Annotated in this window: 9 protein-coding genes; all 9 read left to right on the forward strand. The window is 66.0% G+C overall.

Translation table 11 applies throughout. The features are described from left to right. Window positions 1-171: 171 nt before the first annotated feature. The 9 genes from RQH86_RS14425 (at window position 172) to RQH86_RS14465 (ending at window position 12,555) form a co-directional block, all read left to right on the forward strand. Window positions 172-1,218 (forward strand): rod shape-determining protein, encoded by a 1,047-nt coding sequence (locus RQH86_RS14425; protein WP_006452025.1) that lies wholly within the window; start codon window positions 172-174, stop codon window positions 1,216-1,218. A 166-nt stretch (window positions 1,219-1,384) separates the two neighbouring features. After that, a complete protein-coding gene (gene mreC / locus RQH86_RS14430) occupies window positions 1,385-2,755 on the forward strand; it encodes a rod shape-determining protein MreC (protein WP_311238984.1) in 1,371 nt (456 codons plus the stop codon). Continuing rightward, on the forward strand, window positions 2,752-3,237 hold the full coding sequence (mreD, locus tag RQH86_RS14435) for a rod shape-determining protein MreD (protein ID WP_311238983.1): 486 nt from the start codon (window positions 2,752-2,754) through the stop codon (window positions 3,235-3,237). The genes mreC and mreD overlap by 4 nt, the downstream gene beginning before the upstream one ends. Before the next feature lie 3 nt (window positions 3,238-3,240). Further along, window positions 3,241-5,301, forward strand: coding sequence for a penicillin-binding protein 2 (gene mrdA / locus RQH86_RS14440; protein WP_311238982.1), 2,061 nt, complete (start codon window positions 3,241-3,243; stop codon window positions 5,299-5,301). After that, window positions 5,298-6,416: a rod shape-determining protein RodA gene (gene rodA / locus RQH86_RS14445; protein ID WP_055850614.1), complete on the forward strand. Its 1,119-nt coding sequence runs from the start codon at window positions 5,298-5,300 to the stop codon at window positions 6,414-6,416. Before mrdA ends, rodA begins: the two co-directional genes overlap by 4 nt. A gap of 318 nt (window positions 6,417-6,734) precedes the next feature. After that, window positions 6,735-8,126, forward strand: coding sequence for a glycosyl hydrolase family 28 protein (locus tag RQH86_RS14450; protein ID WP_311238981.1), 1,392 nt, complete (start codon window positions 6,735-6,737; stop codon window positions 8,124-8,126). Window positions 8,127-8,559: 433 nt separating this feature from the next. Then, complete coding sequence (mltB, locus tag RQH86_RS14455; protein WP_115512607.1) at window positions 8,560-9,699, forward strand: lytic murein transglycosylase B; 1,140 nt, start codon at window positions 8,560-8,562, stop codon at window positions 9,697-9,699. Further along, complete coding sequence (locus tag RQH86_RS14460; protein WP_311238980.1) at window positions 9,696-11,096, forward strand: septal ring lytic transglycosylase RlpA family protein; 1,401 nt, start codon at window positions 9,696-9,698, stop codon at window positions 11,094-11,096. Before mltB ends, RQH86_RS14460 begins: the two co-directional genes overlap by 4 nt. A gap of 253 nt (window positions 11,097-11,349) precedes the next feature. Further along, entirely contained in the window at window positions 11,350-12,555 is a 1,206-nt protein-coding gene (locus RQH86_RS14465) for a D-alanyl-D-alanine carboxypeptidase family protein (RefSeq protein ID WP_311238979.1), read from the forward strand. Window positions 12,556-12,846: the final 291 nt, after the last annotated feature.

Genomic DNA, 12,846 nt, shown 5'->3' on the forward strand with positions numbered 1-12,846 from the left:
CACAACCGCGTGCCATGCCCGGCGTGACCGCCACATGAAAACCGGGCCGGAAACACCGATTTTTCCTTGCCCGCACCGGGGGGGATTGCTAGGCTAGTGGACTTCGTTTTCTGCCCAAAATTTCGCCAGTCTGGCGGCGGGCACGCGACTTACCCAGGAACAACTCCCTCGATGTTCAAGAAACTGCGCGGCATGTTCTCCAACGACCTGTCCATCGATCTGGGCACGGCCAATACGCTGATCTACGTGCGCGGACAGGGCATCGTGCTGAACGAGCCATCGGTGGTTGCGGTGCGTCAGGACCGTGCAATCGGCGGGACGCGCTCGGTGGCTGCCGTCGGCGCGGAGGCCAAGCAGATGCTCGGTCGTACCCCCGGCCACATCACCACCATCCGCCCGATGAAAGACGGCGTCATCGCCGATTTCACCTACACCGAAGCAATGCTGAAGCACTTCATCAAGAAGGTGCACAAATCGCGCTTCCTGCGCCCCAGCCCACGCGTGCTGGTGTGCGTGCCGGCTGGTTCCACCCAGGTGGAGCGCCGCGCGATCAAGGAATCTGCGGAAGAGGCCGGTGCGCGCGATGTCTACCTGATCGAAGAACCCATGGCCGCTGCCATCGGTGCCGGCATGCCGGTGACCGAAGCGCGCGGCTCGATGGTCATCGACATCGGCGGCGGCACCACCGAAGTGGCGGTGATCTCGCTCAACGGCATCGTCTACTCGCAGTCGGTGCGCGTGGGCGGCGACCGCTTCGATGAGTCGATCACCAACTACGTGCGTCGCAACCACGGCATGTTGATCGGTGAAGCCACGGCCGAGCGCATCAAGTTGCAGATCGGCTGCGCTTACCCGCAGGACGAGGTGCAGGAGATGGAAATCTCCGGCCGTAACCTCGCCGAAGGCGTGCCGAAGATGATCAAGATCAACTCCAACGAAGTGCTCGAAGCGCTGCATGAGCCGTTGTCGGGCATCATCTCCGCAGTGAAGCTGGCGCTGGAGCAGACCCCGCCGGAACTGTGCGCCGACGTCGCCGAGCGCGGCATCGTGCTCACTGGTGGCGGCGCGCTGCTGCGCGACCTGGACCGTCTGATCTCCGAAGAAACCGGCCTGCACGTGCAGGTGGCCGATGACCCGCTGACCTGCGTTGCCCGCGGCGGCGGCCGCGCGCTGGAGCTGGTGGACATGCACGGCAACGAGTTCTTCGCGCCGGAATAATGGAGCTGGGAATGGGGAATCGGGAATGGGGAATCGTCGTGCGGCTCCCCGCCTCCGGCCTTGCGTGGTTACTGCGCATTCCCGTCCGCATATCCCTTAGCCCTTCCGTGGGCAGCACATTGCCCACCGATTCCCCATTCCCGATTCCCCATTCCCGGCCCTGAAAGTGCCCTCCTACGCCGGTCCTCCCGTCGCCTCCCGTCCGGGCGAAGTCACCTCCACGCTGCGGCTGCTGGTCTATCTGGTGCTGGCGATCACGTTGATCGCGCTCGATAGCCGCGGCAGCTGGCTGAGCCAGGTGCGAATGCAGGCCAATCTGCTGATCCAGCCGATCTGGGCGGTGGCCGGGTTGCCGGGGCGCATCGGGTCGCAGGTGCGCGACAACGCCGCAACGCACGCGCAACTGGTGGAAGAAACCCGCGACCTGCGCAATCAGCTGCTGGTCGCCAACGCCCGCCTCACCCGGTTGCAGACCGCTGCGCTGGATAACGCCCAGTTGCGCGAGCTGCTCAACGTGGCCGAGCGCCGTGGCCTGGACGTGCAGCTGGCGCCGATCCTGGATATCGACCTGGACCCGACCCGCCAGCGCTTGCTGCTGGACGCCGGCAGTCGCGATGGCGTGCTGATGGGCCAGGCGGTGATCGATGCCGGCGGCCTGATGGGCCAGGTGATCGAAGTGACCCCGCTACATTCGACCGTCTTGCTGCTGACCGACCCCGACCACGCGGTGCCGGTCAGCGTGGCGCGCAACGGCGTGCGCCTGATTGTCTACGGCCGCGGCGACCGGCTCGAATTGCGCGACATCCCGCTGAGCGCCGGCGTGCAGGTGGGCGACGAGATCGTCACCTCCGGCCTGGGCGGCCGCTTCCCGGCCGGCTTCCCGGTGGGCAAGGTCTCCGAGCTGCATCCCGACGACACCCACGCCTTCCTGGTCGGCGAGCTGACCCCGGCCGCCAAACTCGACCGCGGCCGCGACGTGCTGTTGTTGCGTGCCGGCAAGCCGCTGCGGGTGGTGCCGGGAATGGGGAATGGGGAGTCGGGAATGGGGAATGGCAACGTCAATGGCAACGGCGCTGCGGCAGCTGCCGCTGCGGCGCCAGCAAACGCGCCGGTGATCGCAACGCCACGCACGCCAGCGAGCGGAGTGTCCGACGCGGCGATGGATACCGCACGCCCGACGGCGGGCGCAGCATCGGGCACCGGCACCGGCACCGGCACCGGCACCGGCAGCGCTCAGGGCACCCAGTCCGCGCCGACACCTGCCGCGCCCGGCACGCAGCCGTCCAGTGCGCCAGCGTCCGGCCGCCCGGCCAGCACGCCCGCGCGCGCGACGGCGTCGAATGCATCCAACATGCCGATGCCTGATTCGCGTCCTGCTTCGCCGCAGGGCTTGCGGGCAGCCGGAACGAGGAATGGCAACGGCACGCAGTCGCCAGCTGGCCGTGCGAGCGATGCGCCGCCGCAAGGCATCGCTCCTGCCGATTCCCGACTCCCGATTCCCGATTCCCGTGCGGCTCCACCGGAGACGGACCAATGACCCGCATGAGCAACACCTGGATCCTGCCGGTGAGCCTGCTCATTGCGCTGGTGCTGGGTCTGCTGCCGTTGCCGGAGGTGGTGCAGCCGCTGCGCCCGTACTGGGTGGCGCTGGTGCTGGCTTACTGGGTGATCGAGGAGCCGGATCGGGTGGGGCTGGGTGTGGCCTTCGTGGCCGGCGTGCTGGCCGATCTGCTGTACGGCGGGCTGCTGGGCGAGCAGGCGCTGCGGCTGGTGATCATGACCTTCATCCTGCAGCGCTTCCGCGCGCGGATGCGGTTTTTCCCGGTGTCGCAGCAGGCGCTGGCGATCGGCGGGCTGCTGCTCAACGACCGCATCGTGTCTTCGGCCGTGCATCTGGCGATCGGCGAGCCGACCCTGCCTTGGAGTTACTGGTGGGCGCCGCTGCTGGGCATGGCGCTGTGGCCGCCGTTGTTCGTGTTGCTGGATGCGGTGCGCTTGGGCAAGCGGGGCAAGAAGTAGCCCATGCACGGTCGGCGCCAACCCAAGAACCCGCATGCCGAGGCCGAGCAGTTCCGCCGCCGGGCGGTGCTGGGGTTTGTGATGGTGGTGATCTGCCTGGTCGGCCTGGGCGGGTGGTATTTCAAGCTGCAGGTGCTCGACCACGAGGTCTACGCCACCCGCTCGGAAGCCAACCGCATCAAGCCCAAACCGGTGGTGCCCGGGCGCGGCATGATCTACGACCGCACCGGTCGGTTGCTGGCCGAAAACGTGCCGGCGTTCCGTCTGGACGTGACCCCGGACAAGGTCGCCGACATGGGCGCCATGCTGGCCGCGCTGGGCAAGGTAATCCCGATCGCGCCGGAAGATCTGGAGCGCTTCAACCGTGAGCGCAAGGCGCGCCGCAGCTTCCTGCCGGTCACCCTCAAGCTGCGCATGAGCGATGAAGAGATGGCGCGCTTTGCGGTGGAGCGCTGGCGCTTCCCCGGCGTGGAGCTGGAGCCGTATCTGACCCGGCGCTACCCGTACGGGCCGTTGTTCGCGCACATCATCGGCTACGTCGGCCGCATCGACGAAAAAGACCTCGCGGTGCTGGGCGAGGGCAATGCCGCGCTCACCCATATGGGCAAGTCCGGCCTGGAGCGCTATTACGAACAGGACCTGCGCGGGCAGGTCGGTTACGAGCAGGTCGAGACCAACGTGCAGGGGCGGGCGATCCGCACCGTCGGCCGCGTCGCGCCGCAGTCGGGTGCGGATCTGCGGCTGTCGGTGGATGCCGATCTGCAGCGCGCGATGGTGGCGGCGTTCGGCGAACATGAAGGTGCAGCCATTGCGATGGACCCGCGCACCGGCGAGATCCTGGGCATGGTCAGCCTGCCCAGCTACGACCCCAATCTGTTCGTCAACGGCATCTCGCATACCGACTTCAAGATGCTCAACGACAACCCGTCGCGGCCGCAGTTCAACCGGCTGGTGCTCGGTGGCGTGGCGCCGGGCTCCACGCTCAAGCCGCTGATCGCCCTGGCCGGCCTGGATAGCGGCCTGCGCCGGCCGGAAGACCGCGTGTTGTCCACCGGCATGTTCTATCTGCCCGGCGTCAGCCGCGGCTGGGGCGACTCGCACCGTGGCGGCCACGGCTGGACCGATCTGCGCAAATCCATCGCCCAGTCGGTCAATACCTACTACTACCGCCTGGCGGTGGACATGGGGGTCGAGCGCTTCGACCATTACATGGGCGGATACGGCTTCGGCGCGCCCACCGGAGTGGATCTGCTGGGCGAAATCGGCGGCATCCTGCCGTCGCCGGCCTACAAGTACAAGAGCCGCAAGGAGCGTTGGTACCCCGGCGACACCGTCAACATCGCCATTGGCCAGGGCGACTGGAAGGTGACTCCGTTGCAGTTGGTCCGCGGCGTCTCGGCGATCGCCAGCGGCCTGCTGCTGCGCCCGCATCTGGTGCTGGAAGAACGCACCGGCTTCGATCACCCCTGGCAGCCGATGATCCAGCCGCCAGGCAAGCCGGTCAGCCCGAATCCGGCGCATCTGCAGGTGGTGCGCGAGGGCATGATGGACACCATGCGCCCTGGCGGTACCGGCTACGCCATCACGCCCGGCGCGCCCTACCAGATGGCCGGCAAGACCGGCACCGCGCAGGTGGTCAGCCGCAAGGGCGTGGCCGCCGTGGACCCGCGCAGCCTGCCGATGCACCTGCGCCATCGTGGTCTGTTCGTCGGCTTTGCGCCGGCCGACAACCCGGTCATTGCGGTGGCGGTGGCGGTGGAGGGTGGTGGTTTCGGTACCAGCTCGGCAGCGCCGATTGCGCGCAAGATCTTCGACGCCTGGCTGCTGGGCAAGATGCCCGCGGGCATCCTGCCGCTGGACAGCGAACTCGGCATGACCGCCGTGGGCGTCAACCAGTTTGAAGCCGGCGCCACCGATGCACGTGCGGCCGGCGATGCGGCCGCCGCCACGCTGGAAGAATTGCCGGTGGTGATCGGCCAGGCCGCCGTTGCGCTGGATCCCAGCACGCCCGCGCAGCCGGTGATACCGGATGTGCCGGACGCGGTGCAGGAGACCGATCATTGAGTGACATCCTGCGCTGGTTGGCGGACATGGCCGCGCGCTTTACGCGCAGCCTGGACTGGGTGCTGTGCCTGGCGCTGGGCGCGTTGATGGTGATCGGCCTGTCGGTGCTCAAGAGCGCTGGCGGCACGGCCAACGGCGATCATCTGGTGATGGCGCAAGGCATCCGCTTCGTCATCGGCGTGGCCGCGATGTGGGGCATCTCGCGCATGTCGGTGCTGCGCCTGCGCGCCTGGACCCCGTGGGTGTATGGCTTGTCGATGCTGCCGTTGCTGGCGGTGTTCGCGCTAGGGACCGGCAAATACGGCCGGCAATGGCTGGATCTGAAAGTGTTCTATCTGCAGCCGGCCGAGCTGCTCAAGATCAGCCTGCCGATGATGGCGGCCTGGTATCTGCACCGCATGCCGTTGCCGCCGCGCATCTCCACCGTGCTGGTCACCTGCATGATCATCGGCGTGCCCACCGCGTTGATCATGTTGCAGCCGGACTTCGGCACCGGCGTGCTGATCGCCGCCAGCGGCGTGTTCGTGCTGCTGCTGGCTGGTCTGCCGTGGTGGTGGGTGGCCGTGGGTCTGGGCGGCGTGGCGGCGGCGGCGCCGATCGCCTGGTTCTGGCTGCTGCGGCCGTACCAGAAGGACCGCATCATGATGTTCCTCAACCCCGAGAACGACGCGCTCGGCGCCGGCTGGAACATCATCCAGTCCAAGATCGCGATTGGCTCTGGCGGGTTGGATGGCAAGGGCTGGGGGTTGGGCTCGCAATCGCATCTGAACTTCATTCCCGAACAGACCACCGACTTTGCGTTCTCGGTGCTCAGCGAAGAGTTCGGCTGGATCGGCGTGGCCACCGTACTGACGCTGTATCTCATCGTCATCGGCCGCTGCCTGTGGATCGCCTCGCAGGCACGCGACACCTATTCGCGCCTGGTCGCTGGCGCCACCGGTCTGGCGTTCTTCGTCTACGTGCTGGTCAACGGCGGCATGATCTCCGGCCTGCTGCCGGTGGTCGGCGTGCCCATGCCCTTGATGAGTTACGGCGGCACCTCGGCGGTGTCGTTGCTGGCCGGATTGGGCCTGGTGATGGCAGTGAAGGCGCACCGGCCGGTGCATGGGTACTGACGCATAGCGTCATGCCGTTGGCGCGTTGCATCGCGTCAACCCACGCGCAAGCTGCATGCTCCGCATTGCAACGTCGGCTGATGCGACACGCATGTGTCACCGCGCCGGCAATGTAGCGATGGAATCGCGTTTTTGCGCGCTGCGTTGCAATGACGACACCTCGACGTAGGGTGGCTTCGCTCGGGCGGCATCCGGTTCGCTCGCGTTCTGCATGTGCGATGTGTGCTCCGTAGAGTCCGCTATGCCGCTGCAGTGATGGCGGCCGCGTCGCGTTGCCTATGCAGGCGCGCGCCATTTCTCTTTCGGGTGCCTGTTTCCATGAAATTGCTAACCGCCGCCATCGGCGGTGTTTGTCTGATGCTTGCCACGCAGGCCAGCGCTGTCACCTTCGCCACGGGCGATGCCCGCGCTGTCGCGCAACCGGCAATTCCGCCCACGTGTCCGCCCTCCTTGAAGGCCGGCCTGACGCCGAGCGGGCGTCAATTCGATGATGCATTGGAGCGCTCGCCGCCCGACACCAAGACCATCCAGGCCGCGCTCAATGCCTGTAAAAACGGCAGCGTGCTGCTGACCAGCGGCAGCGGCAACGCGTTTCTGACCGGCCCGCTGACCATTCCCAGTGGCGTCACGCTGGTGGTCGACCAGGGCGTCACCTTGTACGGCTCACGCAATCCGGCCGACTACGGCAGCGGCTGCGGCGTGGCCGGTTCCAAGAGCGGCGGCTGTGCGCCGCTGATCAGCGTCAAGGGCGCCAAGTCGGGCGTCATGGGCATCCGCATCGGCGGGCGTCAGGGCACCATCGATGGCCGCGGCGATCTGACCATGCTGGGCAAGAGCACCACCTGGTGGCAATTGGGCGAAGACGCCAAGGCGGCCGGCCTGGTGCAGAACAGCCCGGACCTGATCAAGGTGCAGAATTCAACGGCGTTTACGCTGTACGACATCAACCTGATCAACGCGGCGTACTTCCATTTCTTCGCGCATATCGTCGATGGCCTGACCATCTGGGGCGTGCGGGTGAAGTCGCCGGCCACCAGTCCCAACACTGATGGCCTGGATCTGGACAGCGTGGTCAATGCCACTCTCCACGACAACGATGTGATGGGCGGCGACGATTGCGTGGCGATCAAGACCATCGCCTCCAAGTCGGCCAACATCACCGTGCGCAATACGCGTTGCTACGGCACGCATGGCATCTCCATCGGCAGCGAAGTGATGTCCGGCGTCAGCAATGTGCTGGTCGACAACAACGCGCTGGTGTCCACCGACGATGCAGGCAATCGCAGCACCGACAACAACGGGTTGCGCATCAAGACCAGCATCGTCAAGGGTGGGCCAGTCAGCCTGGTCACGTATCGCAACACCTGCCTCTACGGCGTGACCAGCCCACTGGTGATCAACCCGTTCTATGCCGGCGGGAGCAGCGGCACCAAGCCGACCTTCCACGACATCGTCGTCGACGGGCTGCGCAGTGCGAACGATGCCGGCGGCAAGGGTTGGATTCTGCGCGGCTACGATGCGCAGACGCGGCTTGATCTGGTGCTGGCCAACGTGGCGACCAGCAACACATCGGTCAATGCGAGCAACGCGCAGATCGGGCTGAGCAACAGCGCGCTGACTCCGACCGGGAGCGGTGTCACCACTGCGCCGGTGCAAGTCGGCGGCGGCATACCGACCTGCTCGAGCGCGCCGCGCTTCCCGGCGCTGTGATGCGCCAGGCGCGGCCGATCGTAGCGGCCGCGCCTGATTTTCTGCCAAGGCTACTCAGCCGATGCAGCTGCCTAGCAGTGGGCTTTGATGTCCCATGAGCTGCCAAGCCGGCTAGCTGTCTTCGGTTCTTTCCAAGGGGGCAACGGCCGCCTTCGCGTCACTGACATCAGCGCGGCGATCTCGCCCGCGATCAGCTGATCGCAATCACCGTCGAGCACCCAGTTGTTAGCGCGGCACCCACATGCCAGTGGTGCACATCGGGCTAGCGCGCCGCGTGGCCGGACTCCCGCTCCTGCCAGCCGCCGCTCCCAATCCCAATTCCCCAGCCACCAAACTGCCCCACCTGCTGCGGCAGACCTTGACTTTGGCTAAAGTCTTTTCGTTTCATGGTCTTATTGCCAGAAGTTCATCTGATGTCTGTTACCCTCGGCCGATGATTCGACGCACTCTGACCTGCCTGCTCACCCTCGGCCTTGTCGCCTGCGCGACCCAGCCCAGCCCTCCGTCCCCGCCGCCGGCTGCCAGTGCGCCTCCGGCCAAGCCGCCCGTGGCTCCGGTCGCGCCTGCAAGTGCCGCCGCCGAAGCGCCTGCACTACCGCCGGTCGATCTGACTCCGGTGCCGTTCGAGATCGCACGTGCCAACTTCGTGCGCGACACCGCCGCCAAGTACGGCATCGACGCTGCACAGATCGAAGCGGTGCTGGCGCAGGCGCAATTCAAGGACGCCATCGTCACCGCCATGTCGCGCCCGGCCGAGCGGGTCAAGCCGTGGAACGAATACCGGCCGATGTTCATCACCCAGGCGCGCATCGATGGGGGGCGCAAATTCCTGGCCGAGCACCGCGCCGAGCTGAGCAAGGTTGAAGCCGCCACCGGCGTGCCGGCGCAGGTGATCGTGGCCATCATCGGGGTGGAAACCAGTTACGGCAGCAATGCCGGCAAATACCGCGTGCTGGATGCGCTGTACACGCTGGCGTTCCGCTACCCGCGCAGCGGCGACCCGGCCAAGCTCGAGCGCGAAGTGCGCCGCGAGCTGTTTTTCCGCGATGAACTCGGCCAATTGTTCGCGCTCGGCAAGGAAGAGCAGCTCGACGTCACCAGCCTGATCGGCAGCTACGCCGGCGCGATGGGCATGGGCCAGTTCATGCCTTCCAGCTACCGCCAGTTCGGTGTCGATGGCGATGCGGATGGCAAGCGCAATCTGTTCACCGATTACAACGACGTGTTCGCCTCGATCGCCAATTACTTCGTCAAGAAGGGCGGCTGGGTGCGCGGCGGTGAAGTCGCCGTGCCGGCCACGCTGGCTGCCGGCCACGAAGAATTCAATCCCACCGACTGGTCGCCGGTGTACACGCTGGCCGATCTGTCTGCGCGCGGGTATCACCCTGGTGCGCCGGTGGTGGCGGGCAGCACCGCCACGCCGATCAGCCTGGATGACGCCAATGGCAAGCAGTACTGGCTGGGCTTCCAGAACTTCTACGCGATCACCCGATACAACATTTCCAAGATGTATGCGATGGCCGTGTTCCAGTTGTCCGAGGCCATCGCCGGCAAGGAGTTACCCCCGGCATGAACAGCATGACAGGCCCCAAGTGGCTGATCCCGATGGCGCTGATGCTCGGCCTGGCGGCTTGTAGTAGCGCACCGAAGAAAAGCGTCGCTGCCAAGGGCGGCGGCGCCATCAAGGGCGTCAAGGTCGACGGCAAGGGGCCGGCGTACGTCGCCACCGGATGCCCGTCGACCTCGCCGTATGCGGCCGCCAAAGAAGACCCGTCCACGCGCGGCGACTACACTGCCGGCGGCCTGTACAAACCCGGCGTCAAGGACACCACGCCCGACCACGTGCCCAACGTGGCCTGCATCCCCGAACCGCTGGTCACCGACGAGCCGCGCTCGGCAGTCGGCAATCGCTCGCCCTATGAAGTGTTGGGCAAGCGTTACGTGGTGATGGACGACCCGGGCGACTATGTCGAACGCGGCACCGCCTCGTATTACGGCAGCAAATTCCATGGCCGGCTCACCTCCAATAAGGAGGTCTACGACATGTACGCCTTCACCGCTGCGCACAAGACGCTGCCGCTGCCCAGTTTCGCGCTGGTGACCAATACCGACACCGGCGATTCGGTGGTGGTGCGCGTCAACGACCGCGGCCCGTTTCACGATGGCCGCGTGATCGATCTGAGCTACGCCGCCGCGGTCAAGCTGGGCATCACCGGCAGAGGCACCGGCAATGTCGAAGTGCGCGGGCTGACCGAAGCCGATAACGGCAACCTGCTGGCCAAGCGCAATCGTGGCCAGGTGCCGGTCACGACGGCGGTTGCCACCGCGCGGCCGGCGTCGGGCAGCAGCCAGATCGATGGTCTGGTGCAGCGTCTGCCCACGCGCACGGTTCCGCCGCGCACGCTGACGACAGGCGCGGGCGCAGCGGTTGCCACCTCTGCAGTAGCGATTGCTGCAGCACCGGTCACTGCGGCCGGCGAGCGTTGGCGCTATCGCGTGGCCGATTCGCGCCAGCCCGGCAATGCCGATAACTTCGATGCCTGGATGAAGACGCAGGGCGTGCGTGTGGCCACCGGCAAGCCTGCCGCTGCCGTGCAGCGACCGACAGGCGCGACAACCACAGCTGCCGCCGCACCGGTCGCCGTTGCCGTGGTCAAGGCATCGGAAAGCGTGGCTGCGCGCCCGCTCAAGCCCGATCCGATGCCGGCCAAGGCACCGAGCGTGGCCGAGGCTGCGCTGGGTGACATCCTGTTGCAGGTCGCCAGCTTTGCCAGCCGCGAAAATGCCAACCGCGCGCTGTCGCAGCTGGCCTCGGCCGGTATCGCCGGTGCCAGCGTCAGCGACATCGTCAGCGGTGGCCGCACCCTGTGGCGCTTGCGCGTCAACGCGCGCGACCACGCCAACGCATCGGAGATTTCCCAGCGGATTGCCGGCCTGGGGTTTGGACGTCCGCAGATCGTCGCCAACTGAGCACAGACCGTTACGCCGTGATTAGCCGCCATCGAGCGAGCGCGTCTGATCACGGCGCTTGCGCCCAACCGCGCGACAGCGTGGTTCCGGTAGGCGCGCTGCAGCATCGGTGCGGCGCGCGTCCCGCGCGGTACGCCAGCAGTCACGCTGAACTGTGGAGGCGCGCCGGTCCCTGCGCGCGTCGCCTGAATCTTCATCGCACCTTACAATTTCGTATTACCCAGCCTTCGGGCCCGTCAGGAGTCGTTCTTCAATGAAATTCCGCTTCGCCGCCGCTGCCGTGGCCACGTTCGCCTTCGGCCTGGTCTGCGCCCAGACACCTGCGCCGCAGCCGACTCCCGCTGTGGCTGCCGCGCCGGCTGCACTGCCGGTTCCGCCCGCACCCGCGCCGGCCGTGTCCAAATCCTGGATCCTGATGGACTACGCCACCGGGCAGGTGCTCGCCGGCGACAACATCCATCAGCAGTTGGCACCGGCCAGCATCACCAAGGTGATGACCTCCTACGTGGTGGCCGCGGAAATCAAGAACGGCAAGGTCAAGCGCGACGACCAGGTCATGATGAGCGAGCGCGCCTGGCGCAAGGGCGGCGCCGGCACCGATGGCAGCTATAGCGGCTTCCCGGTCAACCAGACCGCGCGTCTGGAAGACATGGAAAAGGGTATGGCGATCCAGTCCGGCAACGATGCCGCGATTGCGCTGGCCGAGCATGTGGCCGGGAGCGAAGAAGCCTTCGCCTCGCTGATGAACAGCTACGCCGCCAAGATCGGCATGAAGAATTCGTACTTCGTCAACGCGCATGGGTTGAGTGCCGAAGGCCATCATTCCACCGCCTACGACCTGGCGATGCTGGGCCGCGCGATGGTGCGCGATTACCCGGAAACCTACGCCTACAACAAGATCAAGGAATTCCAGGTCGGCACCATCAAGCAGAGCAACCGTAACCGGCTGCTGTGGCGCGACCCCGCGGTGGACGGCATCAAGACCGGCCACACCTCCGAGGCCGGCTACTGCCTGCTGAGTTCGGCCAAACGCGGCGACCAGCGCCTGATCGCGGTGGTCATGGGCGACACCTCTGAAGAGCAACGCGCCACTGACAGCCTGGCTCTGCTCAACTGGGGGTTCCGCTTCTTCGAAACCCACAGCCTGTACGCGCCCGGCAAGGTCGTGATCAAGCAGAAGGTCTGGAAGGGCGAGCAGGACGAAGTGCAGTTGGGCGTGGCGCAGCCATTGCTGGTCAGCCTGCAACGCGGCCGCTACAACGACCTCAAGCCCAGCATGGACGTGGCCAAGAATCTCGAAGCGCCCATCAAGAAGGGCCAGCAGGTCGGCACCGTGAAGGTCAGCCTCGACGGCAAGATCATCGCCCAGGCCCCGCTGGTCGCCATCAACGCGGTGGAGGAGGGCGGCTTCTTCAAGCGCCTCTGGGATTCGTTCTGGATGTGGTGGGAATCGGAATAAGTGCAGCAAAAAGCCGGCGAAAGCCGGCTTTTTGTTTGTGGGATTGGGGATTGGGGATTGGGGATTTGGCATTCGGGATTCGCAACAGCCAGAGCAGATGCAACGCAACCGCAGCCGCTCGGACTAATCCCAATCCCGACTCCCTAATCCCTGACCAGACGCATCTGCTTAAACGAGAAGCTGGCTATGTGGACGCGGCAGCAAGTTCGAATGGTCAAACCAAAAAAAAACCGGCTTTCGCCGGCTTTTTTGGTTGCGGGATTAGAGAGTTGGCATTCGAGACTGGCAACA

It is taken from the genome of Xanthomonas sp. WCS2018Noco2-27 (assembly GCF_031843525.1).
Lineage (GTDB): Bacteria > Pseudomonadota > Gammaproteobacteria > Xanthomonadales > Xanthomonadaceae > Xanthomonas.